The sequence below is a fragment of the Serratia sp. Nf2 genome, from assembly GCF_003028435.1.
GTDB lineage: Bacteria > Pseudomonadota > Gammaproteobacteria > Enterobacterales > Enterobacteriaceae > Serratia > Serratia marcescens_L.
On record NZ_PYTW01000001.1, the window covers coordinates 383,068 to 402,369 of the forward strand.

Below are 19,302 nucleotides of genomic sequence, written 5' to 3' on the forward strand. Positions count from 1 at the left end.
TCGACGGATTTATCGTCATCGGTTTGAGCGATGGCAATAATGCCTGTTATCGTGTTTAACCCTGCGATAAATCCGGTTACTGTAACAGCTATGGAAATTGATTCTGTCTACTATCGGAACAAATAATCAGGAGAAGATTATTATGGCAACGGCAAAGAAAGCAGCGAAAACCCATATCGGCCTCGACAGTAAACAATCGGCAAAACTCGCCGAGGCGCTGAATGCGCTGTTGGCGAACTATCAGGTGCTGTATATGAATGTGCGCGGCTATCACTGGAATATTACCGGCCCGCAGTTCTTTGAACTGCACGCGAAATTCGAAGAGACATATAACGATCTGCTGACCAAGGTGGATGAGCTGGCGGAACGCATTCTGACGCTGGGCTCGCAGCCGCGCCACGCTTTCAGCGACTATCTGAAAACCGCCGACATCAAGGAACACACCAATGTGACCGATGATAAAGGCACGCTGCGCGGCCTGTTGGAAGGGTATTCAGTCTTGCTGCAACAGCAGCGTGAGCTGCTCGCGGTCGCGGCAGATGCCGGTGACGAAGGCACCGCGTCGCTGATGAGCGATTACATCAAAGAGCAGGAAAAACAGGTCTGGATGCTCAACGCCTATCTGGGCAAATAACCCAGGCGCCATAACAAAACAGTCCCTCACGGGACTGTTTTCGTTTTACCACTCGCAGGATACCGCAAACAGCAGCGCGCGCCGATGCTGATCGTCCAGGCGGCGGCGCACCCGGATAATATGGCGATTGCTGCACGACTGGCGTTCCAGCCAGCGATGCCGGCGGCGTTGGCTCTGCCGCAACATGCGCCAGCGACCCACTTCATTTCTACTGCGTCTCATAATTCCGTCACTCGTTCGTCTAATGCCAACCGCGGGCATTATAGCCCTTTCCGCCCGTGATCCAAGCCGCAGTTATCGGCGGCACAGCGGGCGCCGTGCGGGAAAAAACCGCCCTTTCATTTTCAGCAAGTGCCTTAACTTCATCATATTTATGTAACATAAGCGCCGATAAAAGGTTTCGCCTTGCCCGATCTGTGCGTACACTCATCATTGGTGGTTTGCGAACGGGATTTTTCGCCTTTATGACAACATTTTATACCGTAATCAGTTGGCTCATGGTGTTCGGCTACTGGCTGCTGATCGCCGGCGTGACGATGCGCATTTTGATGAAACGCCGTGCGGTTCCCTCAGCCATGGCCTGGCTGCTGGTTATCTACATTCTGCCGCTGTTCGGCATCGTGGCCTATTTATCGTTCGGCGAGCTGCATCTGGGCAAACGCCGGGCCGAGCGCGCCAAGGCCATGTGGCCGTCGACCGCCCGTTGGCTGAAGGAGCTGAAAGAGAGCCGCCGCATCTTCGCCACCGAGTACAGTGAGGTCGCCGAACCGCTGTTCCAGCTTTGCAACCGCCGCCAGGGCATCGACGGCGTCAAGGGCAACCAGCTGCAGCTGCTCACCACCACCGACGACACGCTGAAAGCGCTGATCCGTGACATCGAGCTGGCGCGCCACAACATTGAAATGGTGTTCTATATCTGGCAGCCCGGCGGCCTGGTCGATCAGGTGGCCGAATCGCTGATGGCCGCCGCCCGGCGCGGCGTACACTGCCGCCTGATGCTCGACTCCGCCGGCAGCCTGCAATTTTTCCGCAGCCCCTACCCGGCGATGATGCGCAATGCCGGCATCGAAGTGGTCGAAGCGCTGAAGGTCAACCTGCTGCGCGTGTTCCTGCGCCGCATGGATCTGCGCCAGCACCGCAAGGTGGTGCTGATTGACAACTACATCGCCTATACCGGCAGCATGAACATGGTCGATCCGCGCTACTTCAAACAGGATGCGGGCGTCGGCCAATGGATCGATCTGATGGCGCGCATGGAAGGCCCGGTGGCCACCACCATGGGCATCGTCTATGCCTGCGACTGGGAGATTGAAACCGGCAAGCGCATTCTGCCGCCGCCGCCGGACGTCAACATCATGCCGTTCGAGCAGGAGAGCGGCCATACCATTCAGGTGATCGCCTCCGGCCCCGGTTTCCCCGAGGAAATGATCCACCAGGCGCTGCTGACCGCGGTTTATTCCGCACGCGAGCAGTTGATCATGACCACGCCGTACTTCGTGCCGAGCGACGATCTGCTGCACGCCATCTGCACCGCCGCCCTGCGCGGCGTCGAGGTCAGCATCATCGTGCCGCGCGACAACGATTCGATGATGGTGCGCTGGGCCAGCCGCGCGTTCTTCTCCGAGCTGCTGGAGGCCGGCGTCAAGATCTATCAGTTCGAAGGCGGTCTGCTGCACACCAAGAGCGTGCTGGTGGATGGGCAACTCAGCCTGGTCGGCACCGTCAATCTGGATATGCGCAGCCTGTGGCTGAATTTCGAGATCACGCTGGTGATCGATGATGACGGCTTCGGCAGCGATTTGGCCTGCGTGCAGGAAGATTACATCGCCCGTTCCCAGCTGCTGAACGCCAAAGAGTGGCTGAAGCGGCCGTTCTGGCATCGCCTGGTCGAGCGCCTGTTCTACTTTTTCAGCCCGCTGCTGTAAAAGCCGCGGCGAGCGTGCTTTAATAGCGCCAAATCATTTGTTATCAGGATTTTTTTATGGATTTGAATAACCGCCTTACCGAAGACGAAACGCTGGAACAGGCCTACGACATTTTCCTCGAATTGGCCGGCGACAATCTGGATCCGGCGGATATTCTGCTGTTCAATCTGCAGTTTGAAGAGCGCGGCGGCGCCGAGCTGTACGACCCCTCCGAAGACTGGCGCGAGCACGTGGATTACGACCTGAACCCGGACTTCTTCGCCGAGGTGGTGATCGGTCTGGCGGACAGCGACGGCGAGCCGATCAACGACGTGTTCGCCCGCGTGCTGATCTGCCGCGAGAAAGACCACAAGCTGTGCCATATTCTGTGGAAAGAGTGATTCGCCGATAGCATATCGGATAAAAAAAGCCCCGCTTATTCAGCGGGGCTTTTTGTTGCCGGCTAGCGGCGGATTACAGCGGATCGACCTTCAGGCAGGACACTGCGTGGCGGAAACTGCCCTCCAGCAGTGGGCGCGTCTTGGCGCACTCCGGCCCGGCGATCGGGCAACGGGTGCGGAACACGCAGCCGGTCGGCGGGTTGATCGGCGAAGGCAGCTCCCCTTCCAACAGCTGGATCTGCTTTTCCTTCTCCTTGTCCGGATCCGGGATCGGCACCGCCGACATCAGCGCTTTGGTGTAAGGGTGCTGCGGATTGTGGTACACCTCGTCATAGGTGCCCAGCTCCACCGCATGGCCCAGGTACATCACCAGCACGCGATCGGAAATGTGCTTCACCACCGCCAAATCGTGGGCGATAAAGATTAATGACAGCCCCATCTCACGCTGCAGCTGCTGCAACAGGTTCACCACCTGCGCCTGAATCGACACGTCCAGCGCGGAGACCGGCTCGTCGCAGATCACCAGCTTCGGCTCGAGGATCAGCGCGCGCGCGATGCCGATACGCTGGCACTGGCCGCCGGAGAACTCGTGCGGGTAGCGGTTGATCAGGTTAGGCAGCAGGCCGACCTTCAGCATCATCGCCTTGACCTTGTCCTTCACTTCCTGACGCGGCATTTTTGGGTAGTAGGTGCGCAGCGGCTCGGCGATGATCTCCCCGATGGTCATGCGCGGGTTGAGCGACGCCAGCGGATCCTGGAAGATCATCTGGATATCGCTGCGGGTTTTCCGCCAGTCGGCGTCGCTCATTCCCAGCAGATCTTTCCCCAGCCAAGCGACGCGCCCGCTGGTGGCCTTCACCAGGCCGATGATGGCGCGCGCGAAGGTGGATTTGCCGCAGCCGGATTCGCCGACCACGCCCAGAGTTTCCCCCTCGAACAGCCGCAGCGTGACGCCATCGACCGCTTTCAGGGTTTTCGGCGGCTGCCAGAACCACTGTTTATCGTCATGAATGTCGAAGTGCACTTTCAGATCGGCCACTTCGAGCAGCACTTTCTTGTCGGTTACCGCTGTCATACCAACGCCTCCACCGGTTTAAAGCAGGCGCGCAGGCGCCCTTCCCCAAATTGCTCCAACGGCGGAGCGCTCGCGCACTGCTCCATGGCGTACGGGCAGCGCGGCTGGAACGGGCAGCCTTTCGGCAACCGCAGCAGGTTCGGCGGATTGCCGGGAATGGTCAGCAACGCTTCGCCTTCGGCGTCGAGGCGCGGCACCGCGTTCAACAGGCCGATGGAGTACGGGTGGCTCGGCTGGTAGAACACCTCGCGCGCGCTGCCGTATTCCATGGTGCGGCCGGCGTACATCACCAGCACCTTGTTGCAGATGCCGGCCACCACGCCCAGGTCGTGGGTGATCATGATGATAGCGGTGTTGAACTCGCGCTTCAGCTCGTTGAGCAGCGTCATGATCTGCGCCTGGACGGTCACGTCCAGCGCGGTGGTCGGCTCGTCGGCGATCAGCAGCTTTGGCCGACACAGCAGCGCCATGGCAATCATCACGCGCTGGCGCATGCCGCCGGAAAACTCATGCGGATACATGCGCATACGCTTGCGCGCTTCCGGCATTTTCACCGCGTCGAGCATGCGTACCGACTCTTCAAAGGCTTCGCTTTTACTCATTTTCTTATGCAGCATCAGCACTTCCATCAGCTGTTCGCCAACGCGCATATAAGGGTTGAGCGAGGTCATCGGGTCCTGGAAGATCATCGAGATTTCTTCGGCCCGCAGCTTGTTGAGCTGATTTTCCGGCAGGTTGAGGATTTCACGTCCGTTGAATTTGGCCGAGCCGCCGATGCGGCCATTGCTGGCCAGCAGCCCCATCAGGGCGAACGCGGTCTGCGATTTGCCGGAACCGGATTCACCGACGATACCCAGCGTTTCGCCGGCGCGCAGGTCGAAGTTCAGATCGTTCACCGCCGTCACGTCGCCGTCCGGGGTGGAGAACGTGACGCGCAGGTCTTTCACGTCCAGCAGCGGCGACGTTTTGACCCCGGCGCCGGTTTGCAGTTGAGGATGTTCAATGGTGCTCATGATTGCACTCCTTAACGATCTTTCGGGTCGAGGGCGTCACGCAGGCCATCGCCGATAAAGTTGAAACAGAACAGAGTGACAACCAGGAAACCCGCCGGGAACAGCAGCAACCACGGTGAAACTTCCATTGAGTTGGCGCCGTCGCTGAGCAATGCGCCCCAGCTGCTGAGCGGCTCCTGCGTGCCCAACCCCAGGAAGCTGAGGAAGGATTCGAACAGGATCATGCTCGGCACCAGCAGCGACGCGTACACCACCACCACGCCGAGCACGTTCGGCACGATATGCCGCAGCACGATATTGCGCGTGGAGACGCCGCACACCAGCGCGGCCTCGATGAACTCCTTACGCTTGAGACCGAGGGTTTGGCCGCGCACGATGCGCGCCATATCCAGCCACGACACCATGCCGATCGCCACGAAGATCAACAGGATATTCTGGCCGAAGAAGGTCACCAGCAGGATCACGAAGAACATGAACGGGAAGGAGTTGAGGATCTCCAGCAGACGCATCATCACCGAGTCGATCTTGCCGCCCAGATAGCCGGACATCGCGCCGTACAGCGTGCCGACCACCACCGCCACCAGCGCCGCCGCCACGCCGACCATCAGCGAGATGCGCCCGCCGATCGCCACGCGCACCAGCAGATCGCGCCCGGAGGAGTCGGTACCGAAATAGTGCCCCGATTCCAGGCTTGGGGCGGCGGACATCATCGCCCAGTCGGTATCGTCGTAGGCAAACTGCGACAGCATCGGCGCCAGCACCACAAACAGCGTGATCAACACCAGAATGAACAGGCTGCTGACCGCCGCACGGTTGTGCATAAAGCGCCGGCGCGCGTCTTGCCACAGGCTGCGTCCTTCCACTTCCAGCTTCTCGCTGAAGTGTTCCAGAGCTTCGCTGTTCTTTTTAGTCAACATCATTCGCGTGCTCCAGATTAATAACGGATTTTCGGATCGATGACCGCATACAGCACATCGACGATTGCGTTGAACAGAATGGTCAGAGCGCCCACCAGAATGGTCAGGCTCAACACCAGGGAGTAGTCGCGGTTCAGCGCGCCGTTAACGAAAAGCTGGCCGATCCCTGGCAGACCGTAGATGGTTTCGATCACCATCGAACCGGTGATGATACCGACGAACGCCGGCCCCATGTAGGACAGCACCGGCAGCAGCGCCGGCTTCAGCGCGTGGCGGAAAATGATGCGACGCATCGGCAAGCCTTTGGCGCGCGCGGTGCGGATGAAGTTGGAGTGCAGCACTTCAATCATCGAACCACGCGTAATACGGGCGATGCTGGCGATATAGGCCAGCGACAGCGCCACCATCGGCAGGATGATGAACTTAGGCGCGCCGCCGTTCCAGCCGCCGCCCGGCAGCCATTTCAGCGTGATGGCGAAGATCAGCACCAGCAGCGGCGCCACCACGAAACTGGGTATCACCACCCCGGTCATGGCAAACCCCATCACCGTGTAGTCCCATTTGGTGTTCTGATTCAGCGCGGCGATCACGCCGGCGCTCACCCCCAGCACCACCGCCAGCAGAAACGCGGCCAGGCCGAGTTTGGCGGAAACCGGGAAAGAGCTGGCGACCAGATCGTTCACCGAATAGTCCTTGTATTTAAAGGACGGGCCGAAATCTCCCTGCGCAAGCTGCGCCAGATAATGACCATACTGTTTCCAGATCGGGTCGTTCAAATGATATTTGGCTTCGATATTCGCCATAACTTCCGGCGGCAATGCGCGTTCCCCGGTAAATGGACTGCCGGGCGCCAGGCGCATCATGAAGAATGAGATGGTGATAAGGATAAATAGTGTCGGGATCGCTTCCAACAAGCGACGAAGTATAAATTTAAGCATTGCCCTAACCCTGTGCGACAGCCTGATGACGGCTTATTATTCTCAACATGGGCCGGCGGCCTGCGCCGCCGGCTCTTACCGTATCAATGCTTGATGATGTACAGGTTTTTGTCGTACACGTTATCAAGCGGGTCTTTGCCGGTGTAACCACCGACGTAAGGTTTCACCAAACGGGCGTTCACGTAGTAATACAGCGGAACGATGGCGGAATCTTTATCCAGCTGAACTTCCGCTTTCTGATACAGATCGGCGCGCTCGTCTTTGCTCTTCGCGGTCAACACGTTGGCCATCAGCTTGTCGAACTCGGCGCTCTTATAGTGCGGGGTGTTACTGCTGCTGTCGGACAGCATCATGTTCAGGAACGAGCTCGGCTCGTTGTAGTCGGCGCACCAGCCGGCGCGCGCCACGTCATAGGTACCCTGATGGCGGGTATCCAGGAAGGTTTTCCACTCCTGGTTCACCAGCTTCACGTCCACGCCCAGGTTTTTCTTCCAGATGGAGGCGGCGGCGATCGCCAGCTTCTTGTGCAGGTCTGAAGTGTTGTACAGCAGGGAGAAGGTCAGCGGTTTACCCGGGCCATAGCCGGCTTCCGCCAGCAGTTTCTTCGCCACTTCGTTGCGTTTTTCCTGCGTCCAGCCAAACCACTCCGGCGGGCTCAGCTTGGCGCCGTCGGTGTATGGCGGCGTAAAGCTGTAGGCCGGCAGATCGCCCTGGTTTTTCACCTTGTTGACGATGATGTCGCGGTCCATGCCCAGCTTCAGCGCTTCACGCACGCGCGCATCGGTGAACGGCGCCTTCTGGTTGTTGATTTCGTAGTAATAGGTGCACAGGTAAGGATCAACATGCACCTCTTTCGGGATCTCTTTTTTCAGCTTCTGGAACAGTTCGATCGGCATGTTGTTGTAAGTCATGTCGATTTCACCGGTGCGGTAGCGGTTGACGTCGGTCACTTCCGACGAAATAGGCAGGAACGTCACTTTATTGATGATGGTTTTGGCGTTATCCCAATATTCCGGGTTGCGTTCCAGTACGATGCGCTCGTTGACAATCCAGTCTTTCAGTTTGTAGGCGCCGTTGCTGACGTAGTTGGCCGGCAGCGTCCACTTCTCACCAAACTTCTCCACCGCGTCTTTGTAAACCGGCTTCATGGCGTAGTGTGGGGTCATTTCAACCAGATAAGGCACCGGCTCGCTCAGGGTCACCTGGAAGGTGTGGTCGTCGATGGCCTTCACGCCCAGCGTCGACTTGTCTTTTTTACCGGCGATGATGTCATCGACGTTTTCCACATGGGCGTACTGCAGGTAGCTGGCGTAAGGCGACGCGGTTTTCGGATCCACCACGCGCTGCCAGCTGTAGACGAAATCTTGCGCCGTCACCGGCTTGCCGTTGGACCATTTTGCGTCTTTACGCAGGTGGAAGGTCCAGACTTTGAAATCCTTGTTATCCCAGCTTTCCGCGACGCCCGGCACGATGGAACCGTCCGGGCTGTTGTTCGCCAGGCCTTCCATCAGATCGCGCGTGACGTTGTTTTCCGGCACGCCCTCGATTTTGTGCGGATCCAGCGACTGCACTTCGGAACCGTTGTTTTTGACGATTTCTTGCTTGTCGGCCAGCTGCACGCCCGCCGGGACGTCAGCGGCGAAAGCGCTGGTGGTTGCTGTGATACCCAGCGCGGCGATAACGCCGGCGGCAATGAGCGTTTTCTTCGTGATGTTGGTCATACTTATCGACTCCAGTTTTTTATTATCACAGGCTCTTCGTGGAACCTGCGTTGCCCGTAAGCGGACTCTGTTTTCCCGCCGCCGCGGAACGAATGCGGCGGCCGGCCTTCCCTATATTCCCCAGCGCCTCGGCGTGAGGAATACCCCTTTACTGCTTGATAATGTAAAGATTTTTAACGTCGGTATAGTCCAGCGGATCTTTGCCGGTGAACCCGCCCACCGTCGGCTTGATCAACCGCGCGCTGACGCGGTAATAAACCGGGACCAACGCGGAGTCTTTGTCCAGCTGCGCTTCCGCCTGCTGATAAAGAGCGGCGCGCGCGGCCTCATCCGGCGCCTTCAGCGTGGCGGCCATGATGGCGTCGAACGCCGGGCTCTTATAGAACACGGTATTGATGCTGCTGTTGGACAGGACCAGGTTCAGGAACGCGCTGGGCTCGTTGTAATCCCCGCACCAGGTGGCACGCGCCACGTCGTATTGTCCCTGATGGCGGCTCTCCAGCGACGTTTTCCATTCCTGGTTGCGCAACGTGACCTCGGCACCCAGGTTCTTCTTCCACATCGACGCGGCGGCGATCGCCTGCTGTTTGTTTTGATCGGAGGTGTTGTACAGCAGCGAGAATTTCAGCGGTTTGGCATCGCTGTAGCCCGCTTCCGCCAGCAGCTTCCTGGCTTCGGCGTTGCGCTGTTCCTGGCTCCAGCCGGCCCACGCCGGCTGCGTGAAGTTGGCGCCTTCCGTGAAGGTCGGCGTGAAGCTGTAGGCCGGGATCTGCCCCTGGCCCATGATCTTGTTGGCGATGATGTCGCGATCCAGCGTCATCTTCACCGCCGTACGCACGCGCGGATCGGTGAACGGCGCCTGTTTGTTATTGAGCTCGTAATAGAAGGTGCACAGATAAGGGTTCACGTGCAGCTGTTCAGGCATTTCGCGCTTCATCTTGACGTACAGATACGGCGGAATGGCGCTGTTGGTGATGTCGATCTCGCCGCTGCGGAAGCGGTTAACGTCGCTGACTTCCGAGGTAATCGGCAGGAAGGTCGCCTGATTGATCACCGTCTGCTTGTTGTTCCAATAGCTTGGGCTGCGCTCCAGCACGATGCGCTCGTTCACCACCCACTCTTTCAGGCGGTAAGCGCCGTTGCCGACGTAGTTGGCGGGCAGCGTCCATTTGTCGCCGAATTTATCCACCACCGCCCGTTTGACCGGTTTGAGCGACGTGTGGCTCAGCATGCTGATGAAATACGGCACCGGCTCGCTCAGCGTCACCTGCAGCGTCTGGTCGTCCAGCGCCTTGACGCCGAGGGTCTGCGGAGGCTTCTTACCGGTCAGGATGTCGTCGATATTTTCAACTTTGGTGTATTGCAGGTAGCTGGCATAGGGCGAGGCGATTTTCGGATCGGCCAGACGCTGCCAGCTGTAGACGAAATCTTGCGCGGTCACCGGGCTGCCGTCGCTCCACACCGCGCCGGGACGCAGGTGGAAGGTCCATTGCTGATAATTCTGGTTTTCCCAGCTCGCCGCCGCCGCCGGCACCACATGCCCGTTGGCGTCGGTGCTCACCAGCCCTTCCAGCAGGTTAAGAATGATATTGCTTTCCGGTACGCCCTCGACTTTATGCGGATCCAATGAAGCCACTTCACTGCCGTTGTTGATCACAATATTTTGCTGCTGCGCCAATTGGACGCCGGCCGGAACCTCTGCCGCCAAACTGCTATTTACGGCGCCGGCGCCCAACGCGCCGCTAATCAACAAGGTCAAAGAAGTACGCTTCAGGGTTTGCTGCATAATCGAGGCTCCTTTTCACCGACAAGCACCGCTTATCGAAGTTTGTGCAGTGTTTATAAGAATTCTAAATAAACGGATACCAGCAAAAATCATTCCCGTTTTTATGGCGCATTTCAGTTAATTGACCACGGGAAAGTTGCTCGGAAATTAGCAGAAGCCAAATTCCATAGCCAATAAATTTTACGAAAATGTTAAGCAATTCTCTTTTATCGCACGAAGCCCGATCCGTCCCCCGAGGTCGGGGCCACAGAAAAGCAAAATCATCACTTTGATTTTAAAGATAAAAAAACAGAAATCATTTCGTTTGAAACCCTCGGCGCAATCTCATCGCCGCACAAAGAAACATTCAGTTAACAATCCAGCCATTCAAAGAACAAACACCTGCCTATAGTCGGTTAATCACTAATAACACCTGGATGAAAGTGAGACAAGCCCCACAGAATGATGTGATTAATTTAACAACAGCTTTACCGTTGAACGGGGACAAAATGCGCGGAAATGGGGGAGGAAAAGTGATTGAAATAACGCTTAGCGTTTTTTTTGCACAGCAACATGAGATTTATGCAACATAAGAGTGCAACCGCATAAATTTTATTCATCCTCTGCACTATAATAATGCGAACCAATAAATAATTTAAACTTTAAAATTAATTTTAGCCGCGCTAACGCGAAAGGTGCGCGGCTAAACAAAGAGTATTACAACAGGCCGGGGAATATCGCCTTAATGCCGGTAACGATAAACTCGATCCCGAGCGCCATCAGCAACAGGCCCATGATTCGGGTGATCACGTTGATGCCGGTCTGCCCAAGCAAACGCACCAACAGCGGCGCGGCGCGGAACAACAGCCAGCAGCAAAAGGCGAACAAGGCGATCGCCACCGTAAAGCCGAGCAGGCTTTGCCAGTTGTGATAACGTGAACTCCACACGATGGTAGAACTGATCGCCCCCGGCCCCGCCATCAGCGGCAGCGCTAACGGCACCACGCCGATGCTTTCGCGGATCGCGCTCTCCGATTTCTCCTGTTTGTTCTGTTTGTCTTCCCCCAGCTTGCCGCTGATCATCGACATGGCGATGGTCACCACCAAAATACCGCCGGCGATGCGGAACGAATCGATAGAGATGCCGAACATCCGCAAGATCCCTTCGCCCAGAAATAGCGACGTCCACAGAATGATGGCGACCGACAGGTTGGCGGTCAGGTTGGTTTTGTTGCGCCCCGCTTCCGCCTGGTAGCTGGTCATGCTGATAAACACCGGCAAGATGCCCACCGGGTTGACCAGCGCAAACAGACCGACAAAGAACTTGATAAAGCCGGAAAGATCCAGCAGAGATTGGCCCACAGATGGCTCCGCGTTAAGTGCTATAAGAAGGTGTGCTGCCTATGCGCGCTAATGTAATGGAATTGCCGCGGGTAATCCATCCGGCCAGAGCAGCATTTTTGACTGTCAGCAGGTTATGCAACAAAACAAATGTCCTTTGTTAAAGTGATGTGTGGCCTTTTGATTTTTTATGTTGAAAAAAGAGTCTTTGCTCACAGTTATCGAGAATGATTCCCAACACCAGCGAGCTGAAAGGTGTCAGCTTGCAGTTTTCATGATTTAGATCACAAATCAACTACCCAACAGTAGGTAAGCTCTTAGTCGTAGTCAGGGAGTAGAACAAAATCGGCAGCAGCATCGCCGGTTCCTTTCTCCTCACTGCCTGCCCCTCCGGTTGGCGTAGGGTGAAGCTCTTTAAGCAAATCAGCAGCATGCGCAGAAATAACGCGGGAAAGCCCCGGTATTCGAATCACCGTTTATCCCCGTTACGACTATACTAGTGGCTCGCACGGCTTATTTACTGAAAGAGTTTAACATTATCAGGAGAGCATTATGGCTGTAACGAATGTCGCTGAACTGAACGAGCTTGTCGCACGTGTCAAAAAAGCCCAGCGCGAATATGCCAACTTCACTCAAGAGCAGGTGGATAAAATCTTCCGCGCTGCCGCCCTCGCCGCTGCTGATGCCCGTATCCCGTTGGCCAAAATGGCCGTGGAAGAATCCGGAATGGGTATCGTCGAAGACAAAGTGATCAAAAACCACTTCGCTTCCGAGTACATCTACAACGCCTATAAAGATGAAAAAACCTGTGGCATCCTGTCTGAAGATGACACCTTCGGTACCATCACCATCGCCGAACCTATCGGCCTGATTTGCGGTATCGTTCCTACCACCAACCCAACTTCTACCGCGATCTTCAAAGCGCTGATCAGCCTGAAAACCCGTAACGGCATCATCTTCTCGCCGCACCCGCGTGCGAAGAATGCCACCAATAAAGCCGCCGATATCGTGCTGCAGGCCGCTATCGCCGCCGGCGCGCCGAAAGACATCATCGGTTGGATCGACCAACCGACCGTCGAGCTGTCCAACCAGCTGATGCACCACCCGGACATCAACCTGATCCTGGCCACCGGTGGCCCGGGCATGGTGAAGGCTGCCTACAGCTCCGGCAAGCCGGCCATCGGCGTCGGTGCCGGCAATACCCCTGTCGTGGTAGACGAAACCGCAGACATCAAGCGCGTGGTCGCCTCTATCCTGATGTCCAAAACCTTCGACAGCGGCGTTATCTGCGCTTCCGAACAGTCGGTTATCGTCGTCGACTCTATTTATGATGCGGTACGCGAACGCTTCGCTTCCCACGGCGGCTATCTGCTGCAGGGTAAAGAACTGAAAGCGGTTCAGGACATCATCCTGAAAAACGGCGGCCTGAACGCGGCCATCGTCGGCCAATCCGCACCAAAAATCGCCGAGATGGCAGGCATCAAAGTGCCGGCCAACACCAAAGTGCTGATCGGCGAAGTGAAGCTGGTCGACGAGTCCGAACCTTTCGCCCATGAAAAACTGTCGCCTACCCTGGCGATGTACCGTGCCAAAGACTTCGAAGACGCCGTCGCCAAAGCTGAAAAACTGGTCGCCATGGGCGGTATCGGCCACACCTCCTGCCTGTATACCGACCAGGACAACCAAACGGCTCGCATCGCCTACTTCGGCGATAAAATGAAAACGGCTCGCATCCTGATCAACACCCCGGCGTCTCAGGGCGGTATCGGCGACCTGTATAACTTCAAACTCGCGCCTTCGCTGACGCTGGGTTGCGGCTCCTGGGGTGGTAACTCCATCTCTGAAAACGTCGGACCTAAACACCTGATCAACAAGAAAACTGTAGCGAAGCGAGCAGAAAACATGTTGTGGCATAAACTTCCGAAATCGATCTACTTCCGCCGGGGCTCGCTGCCTATCGCGCTGGAAGAAGTGGCGACCGACGGGGCGAAACGCGCCTTCATCGTGACCGACCGTTTCCTGTTCAACAACGGCTATGCCGACCAGATCACCAAGGTTCTGAAGTCTCACGGCATCGAAACCGAAGTGTTCTTCGAAGTGGAAGCCGACCCGACGCTGAGCATCGTGCGCAAGGGCGCAGAGCAGATGAACTCCTTCAAACCGGACGTCATCATCGCGCTGGGCGGCGGCTCGCCGATGGACGCCGCGAAAATCATGTGGGTGCTGTACGAACATCCTGAAACCCACTTCGAGGATCTGGCGCTGCGCTTCATGGACATCCGCAAGCGTATCTACAAGTTCCCGAAAATGGGCGTGAAAGCGAAAATGATCGCCATCACCACCACGTCAGGCACCGGTTCGGAAGTCACGCCGTTTGCCGTCGTAACCGACGACACCACCGGACAGAAATACCCGCTGGCCGACTATGCGCTGACCCCGGACATGGCAATTGTCGATGCCAACCTGGTGATGAACATGCCGAAATCCCTGTGCGCCTTCGGCGGTCTGGATGCGGTCACCCACGCGTTGGAAGCCTACGTCTCGGTGCTGGCGAACGAATACTCCGACGGCCAGGCGCTGCAGGCGCTGAAACTGTTGAAAGAGTATCTGCCGGCCAGCTATAAAGAAGGCGCGAAAAATCCGGTTGCCCGTGAACGCGTGCACAACGCCGCCACCATTGCCGGTATCGCTTTCGCCAACGCCTTCCTCGGGGTTTGTCACTCCATGGCGCACAAGCTGGGTTCGGAGTTCCACATTCCGCACGGCCTGGCCAACGCGATGCTGATTTCCAACGTCATTCGCTACAACGCGAACGACAATCCGACCAAGCAGACGGCCTTCAGCCAGTACGACCGCCCTCAGGCGCGCCGCCGCTACGCTGAAATCGCCGACCACCTCGGCCTGAGCGCACCGGGCGACCGCACTGCGCAGAAGATTGAGAAACTGCTGGCCTGGCTGGACGAGCTGAAAACCGAGTTGGGCATCCCAACCTCCATCCGTGAGGCGGGTGTGCAGGAAGCGGACTTCCTGGCGAAAGTCGACAAGCTGTCGGAAGACGCGTTCGACGACCAATGCACCGGCGCCAACCCGCGCTATCCGCTGATTGCCGAGCTGAAGCAAATCATGCTGGATACCTTCTACGGCCGCGAATTCAGCGAAGCGGTCGAAGAGGAAGCGGCGGCTCCGGCTGCCGCCAAAGCCGCGGTAAAGAAGCCCAAGAAATAACGGTTCCGTGAACCGATAAAAAAACCCGCCAAACGGCGGGTTTTTTATTGCGCCTGCGGCGCTGCATTTCGACTCATGCCGCCAAAACGCCCCAGCGGGCTTTGGCGGCGTTTTCTCCCCTACTCCAGGGAGTGAATCGCCTCTTTATAATGTTTGCGGCAGACAGAGACATAGCTCTCGTTACCGCCAATCACCACCTGCTCACCGGCATGCATCGCTTTGCCATTCTCGTCCAACCGCAACACCATATTGGCTTTGCGCCCACAGTGACAGATGGTCTTCAATTCCACCAGCTTATCGGCCCAGGCCAGCAAATATTGGCTGCCGATGAACAACTCACCGAGAAAATCGGTACGCAGGCCGTAGCACAATACGGGAATGTCCAGTTGGTCCACCACATCGCACAATTGCTCAACCTGCGCCTTGGTCAGGAACTGGCTTTCATCCAGCAGCACACAATGCACCGGCTGCTGTTGATGCTCTTGCTGAATCATGGCGTATAGCATCGAGTCGTTGTTATAGAGCTGGGCCTGCGAGGATAAACCGATGCGCGAGCTGACTTTACCCACGCCAAAACGGTGATCGATCTCCGCGGTGAACACCAGCGTGCGCATACCACGTTCTTGATAGTTATATGAAGACTGTAGCAACGCGGTGGACTTGCCGGCATTCATCGCAGAGTAATAAAAATAAAGTTGAGCCATGGCCCCGCAACTCCGATGGTATAAGAAATATTCAAATGTTGATTAGGACGGCAAGTGTACCATAAGCCGCCCCCCGGCTCAGCCCAAAGCGAAAGAATATTGCGTTCGCGGTAATAATGCGCTTTCAAGCGAAACATATCGTTCTGTCGGCCCGTTCTTTTTACAGCTATTTACAGGATAATGTATGCCTGTCATCACTATTAATTCTTGCTAATGGTTAACCGCGATCATTTGCCCATTAATGCATAGTCACCCTTTCACCGCGGCAGGTGCCGCAGCCGCAGCGGTGCGCTAGTCTATTATACACGGGGCCAACACAGGGCATTTAATCACCTTCACTGTCCCCGACGTTTACTGACGCAATCTTTACCTATATACCCCTATTGTTTACAATGTCTGCCTTGCCATGACGTGATTAAGCCCACAGAACCCATTGTAATATTGATATAAATTACGTCGATAACTTATCGATGAAAGCCTTGCGACGCGCGCCTTTTAAAGCATGCCTGCTGAAATTTTGACTTAAGTGCAGCGAGGGTAATAGTTAACAGCCCTTCCTATATTAGTCGGGCAGATCCGATTAACGGTTTTTTAAAAGGTAAATTTGAGTATTCAAGTCAATTTGGCTATTGCAGAAAAGAAAATAGCACTCTATTATTATCGAGACGCCCCCCACCAATATAATTTGAGACTAGGACAATGAGCGAAGCATTAAAGATTTTGAACAACATCCGTACTCTGCGCGCCCAGGCAAGAGAATGCACACTGGAAACGCTGGAAGAAATGCTCGAGAAACTGGAAGTTGTTGTGAACGAACGTCGCGAAGAAGACAGCCAGGCTCAAGCAGAAATCGAAGAACGCACCCGTAAACTGCAGCAATACCGCGAAATGCTGATTGCTGACGGTATCGATCCGAATGAACTGCTGCAAACCATGGCTGCCAACAAGGCTGCCGGTAAAGCAAAACGTGCAGCACGTCCTGCTAAATACCAATATAAAGACGAAAACGGCGAGCTGAAAACCTGGACCGGCCAAGGCCGTACTCCTGCGGTGATTAAGAAAGCTATCGAAGAGCAAGGTAAATCTCTGGATGATTTCCTGCTGTAATAGCGATTCAGCCCGTATCTGAAAGGCTCCCTGCGGGGGGCCTTTTCATTTTAAAGCTTATAGCCGTGCTCCGCCTCATCCCTTTCCTTTTAGTAAATATCCTAATTCGCATTTTCCTCCTTGCATGAAGTTCCAGCGAAAAAAAGGGCCCTAAGGCCCCTTTATCGCATATACCTCGTTCAATTATTGAACCCGGTAGAATGCTTTATACCAATCAACAAAGCGCTTCACACCCTCTTCAACGCTGGTTTCCGGCTTAAAACCAATGTCACGATAAAGCTCTGCGGTATCCGCGCTGGTATCCATCACGTCGCCAGGTTGCATCGGCAGCATATTCTTGCGGGCAGTTACCCCCAAAGCCTGCTCCAACGCCGTGATATATTCCATCAGTTTAACGGGAGCGCTATTGCCGATATTATAAACATGATACGGCGCGGAACTGGTCGCCGGCGATCCCTGTTCAACGGTCCATGACGGATCTGCCTGCGGAATAACCGCCTGCAGCCGCACAATCGCCTCGGCGATATCATCGATGTAAGTAAAGTCACGGTGCATTTCACCGTGGTTATATACATCGATACTCTCCCCCGCCAATATGGCCTTGGTAAACTTGAACAGCGCCATATCCGGACGCCCCCAAGGACCATATACGGTAAAGAAGCGTAGCCCCGTCGTCGGGAGACCGTATAAATGCGAGTAGCTGTGTGACATCAATTCATTGGCTTTTTTGGTGGCCGCATACAGTGACACAGGGTGATCGACAGAATCTTCGGTAGCAAACGGCAGCTTGCGATTGAGGCCATAAACAGAGCTGGAGGAAGCGTAAAGTAAATGCTCGACCTTATTATGACGGCAGCCTTCCAGAACGTTCAAATGGCCGATCAGGTTGGCATCCGCATAAGCCAACGGGTTAACCAGCGAATAACGCACGCCAGCTTGAGCACCCAAATGAATGACTCGCTGGAACTGCTGCTCGGCAAACAATGCCGCCATACCTTCACGGTCAGCCAAATCCAGCTTGATAAAGCGGAATCCCGGCTTATCCGTCAGTCTGTCCAGACGGGCCATTTTCAGGCCCACGTCATAATAATCATTCAGGTTATCGATGCCGACAACCTGATGCCCGGCAGCCAATAAACGCTCTGCAACGTGATAACCAATAAACCCTGCGGCGCCTGTAACCAGGAATTTCATACCCACTCCTTAAATAACCGGTTTAATCGAGGCTCCGCGGCCAATCGCGTAGTAGGTAAAGCCGCGATTTTCCAAACGCTCAGGATCGTACAGGTTACGCCCATCAAAGATCACCGGCTGCTTCAACGCACTCTTGATCACGTCGAAGTCCGGCGCGCGGAAGTTCTGCCATTCGGTGCAGATCACCAGAGCATCGGCGCCATGCAGCGCAGCCTCTTTGGTCCCCATCAGCTTCAGATCGTCACGCTGGCCATAGATGCGCTGAACTTCGTTCATCGCTTCCGGATCGTAGGCTTGAACGGTGGCGCCGGCAGCCCACAGATGCTCCATCAGCACGCGGCTGGACGCTTCACGCATGTCATCGGTATTCGGCTTGAACGCCAGCCCCCACAGTGCGAAGGTTTTGCCCTTCAAATCGCTGCCGAAATAGTCTTTGATAAAGCTGTTCAGCTTGTCTTTCTGTTGATAGTTGACCTGCTCTACCGCCTGCAACAGCTTCGGTTGATAACCGATCTGCTCGGCCGTGCGGATCAAGGCCTGGACATCTTTCGGGAAGCAAGAACCACCGTAGCCGCAGCCAGGGTAGATGAAGTGATAACCGATGCGTGAATCGGAACCGATGCCCTGGCGCACTTTCTCGATGTCCGCGCCCAGCATTTCCGCCAGGTTGGACATTTCGTTCATAAAGCTGATTTTGGTCGCCAGCATGCAGTTGGCGGCATATTTGGTCAGCTCCGCGCTGCGGATATCCATCATGATCATACGATCGTGATTGCGGTTAAACGGCTCGTACAGTTCGCGAATCGGTTCGATCACCTCTTTATTATCGGTACCGATCACGATGCGCTCGGGGCGCATGCAGTCAGCCACCGCAGCGCCCTCCTTCAGGAATTCAGGGTTGGACACCACATCGAACGCCACGTTGCTGCCACGTTTCGCCAGCGTTTCCGCCATCACCTGACGCACCTTGTCAGCCGTACCGACCGGCACAGTAGATTTGTCGATCACCACTTTGCGATCGGTCATGTGCTCGGCGATGGTGCGCGCCACGGCGGTGACGTATTTCAGATCGGCGGAACCGTCCTCATCCGGTGGCGTGCCGACGGCGATAAACTGGATATTCCCGTGCGCCACGCCCGCTTTGGCATCGGTGGTGAAATGCAGGCGCCCAGCCTCATAGTTTTGCTGTACCAGCGGCGTCAGGCCCGGTTCAAAAATCGGGATATTGCCTTTTTTCAGGTTTTCGACTTTTCGCTCATCAACATCGATGCACATAACGTCATGGCCAACTTCAGCCAGCACGGCGGCCTGTACCAGCCCCACATAACCAATACCAAAAACTGTTACTTTCATGTGAAAATCC

General features: G+C 55.9%; 16 protein-coding genes. 5 read left to right on the top strand and 11 right to left on the bottom strand.

All coding sequences use genetic code 11. The features are described from left to right. The first annotated feature begins 142 nt into the window (after positions 1-142). Positions 143-634: a Dps family protein gene (locus tag C9411_RS01770; RefSeq protein ID WP_063990105.1), complete on the top strand. Its 492-nt coding sequence runs from the start codon at positions 143-145 to the stop codon at positions 632-634. Positions 635-679: 45 nt separating this feature from the next. Here the strand turns inward: C9411_RS01770 and C9411_RS01775 are convergent, their stop codons facing one another. After that, a complete protein-coding gene (locus tag C9411_RS01775; protein WP_025159792.1) occupies positions 680-856 on the bottom strand; it encodes a YciY family protein in 177 nt (58 codons plus the stop codon). A gap of 242 nt (positions 857-1,098) precedes the next feature. Between C9411_RS01775 and cls the strand changes: the two genes are divergently transcribed. Both cls and C9411_RS01785 read left to right on the top strand, forming a co-directional pair. Then, positions 1,099-2,559, top strand: a complete 1,461-nt coding sequence (gene cls, locus C9411_RS01780) for a cardiolipin synthase (RefSeq protein ID WP_038877257.1) — start codon at positions 1,099-1,101, stop codon at positions 2,557-2,559. A gap of 56 nt (positions 2,560-2,615) precedes the next feature. Next, positions 2,616-2,939, top strand: coding sequence for an HI1450 family dsDNA-mimic protein (locus tag C9411_RS01785; protein WP_063990106.1), 324 nt, complete (start codon positions 2,616-2,618; stop codon positions 2,937-2,939). 73 nt (positions 2,940-3,012) lie between these two features. On the opposite strand, the gene oppF is transcribed toward C9411_RS01785, so the two are convergent. The 7 genes from oppF to C9411_RS01820 form a co-directional block, all read right to left on the bottom strand. Next, positions 3,013-4,014: a murein tripeptide/oligopeptide ABC transporter ATP binding protein OppF gene (gene oppF, locus C9411_RS01790; protein ID WP_025303071.1), complete on the bottom strand. Its 1,002-nt coding sequence runs from the start codon at positions 4,012-4,014 to the stop codon at positions 3,013-3,015. Further along, positions 4,011-5,027 carry an ABC transporter ATP-binding protein gene (locus C9411_RS01795; protein WP_033634782.1) on the bottom strand — a complete coding sequence of 339 codons (1,017 nt, stop codon included), beginning with the start codon at positions 5,025-5,027 and terminating at the stop codon, positions 4,011-4,013. The genes oppF and C9411_RS01795 overlap by 4 nt, the downstream gene beginning before the upstream one ends. A gap of 11 nt (positions 5,028-5,038) precedes the next feature. After that, positions 5,039-5,947 carry an oligopeptide ABC transporter permease OppC gene (gene oppC, locus C9411_RS01800; RefSeq protein ID WP_063990107.1) on the bottom strand — a complete coding sequence of 303 codons (909 nt, stop codon included), beginning with the start codon at positions 5,945-5,947 and terminating at the stop codon, positions 5,039-5,041. 14 nt (positions 5,948-5,961) lie between these two features. Then, on the bottom strand, positions 5,962-6,882 hold the full coding sequence (gene oppB / locus C9411_RS01805) for an oligopeptide ABC transporter permease OppB (protein ID WP_004932150.1): 921 nt from the start codon (positions 6,880-6,882) through the stop codon (positions 5,962-5,964). A gap of 83 nt (positions 6,883-6,965) precedes the next feature. After that, entirely contained in the window at positions 6,966-8,603 is a 1,638-nt protein-coding gene (gene oppA / locus C9411_RS01810; RefSeq protein WP_107226311.1) for an oligopeptide ABC transporter substrate-binding protein OppA, read from the bottom strand. A gap of 148 nt (positions 8,604-8,751) precedes the next feature. Next, the gene (locus tag C9411_RS01815) at positions 8,752-10,389 is read right to left on the bottom strand and encodes an ABC transporter substrate-binding protein (protein WP_107226312.1); all 1,638 of its coding nucleotides are present in this window, start codon (positions 10,387-10,389) and stop codon (positions 8,752-8,754) included. Between the two features lie 696 nt (positions 10,390-11,085). Further along, on the bottom strand, positions 11,086-11,730 hold the full coding sequence (locus tag C9411_RS01820) for a YchE family NAAT transporter (RefSeq protein WP_015378089.1): 645 nt from the start codon (positions 11,728-11,730) through the stop codon (positions 11,086-11,088). A gap of 531 nt (positions 11,731-12,261) precedes the next feature. Between C9411_RS01820 and adhE the strand changes: the two genes are divergently transcribed. Then, the gene (adhE, locus tag C9411_RS01825; RefSeq protein ID WP_033634787.1) at positions 12,262-14,934 is read left to right on the top strand and encodes a bifunctional acetaldehyde-CoA/alcohol dehydrogenase; all 2,673 of its coding nucleotides are present in this window, start codon (positions 12,262-12,264) and stop codon (positions 14,932-14,934) included. 119 nt (positions 14,935-15,053) lie between these two features. Here adhE and C9411_RS01830 read toward each other — a convergent pair whose 3' ends face one another. Further along, positions 15,054-15,638 carry a thymidine kinase gene (locus C9411_RS01830; protein ID WP_063918455.1) on the bottom strand — a complete coding sequence of 195 codons (585 nt, stop codon included), beginning with the start codon at positions 15,636-15,638 and terminating at the stop codon, positions 15,054-15,056. Positions 15,639-16,337: 699 nt separating this feature from the next. Here C9411_RS01830 and hns point away from each other — a divergent pair. Beyond that, positions 16,338-16,745 carry a histone-like nucleoid-structuring protein H-NS gene (gene hns, locus C9411_RS01835; RefSeq protein WP_004932170.1) on the top strand — a complete coding sequence of 136 codons (408 nt, stop codon included), beginning with the start codon at positions 16,338-16,340 and terminating at the stop codon, positions 16,743-16,745. A 183-nt stretch (positions 16,746-16,928) separates the two neighbouring features. Here hns and C9411_RS01840 read toward each other — a convergent pair whose 3' ends face one another. Together C9411_RS01840 and C9411_RS01845 are read right to left on the bottom strand one after the other, a co-directional pair. Beyond that, on the bottom strand, positions 16,929-17,939 hold the full coding sequence (locus tag C9411_RS01840; protein WP_107226313.1) for an NAD-dependent epimerase: 1,011 nt from the start codon (positions 17,937-17,939) through the stop codon (positions 16,929-16,931). Between the two features lie 9 nt (positions 17,940-17,948). After that, a complete protein-coding gene (locus C9411_RS01845) occupies positions 17,949-19,292 on the bottom strand; it encodes a UDP-glucose/GDP-mannose dehydrogenase family protein (RefSeq protein ID WP_107226314.1) in 1,344 nt (447 codons plus the stop codon). Positions 19,293-19,302 lie beyond the last annotated feature (10 nt).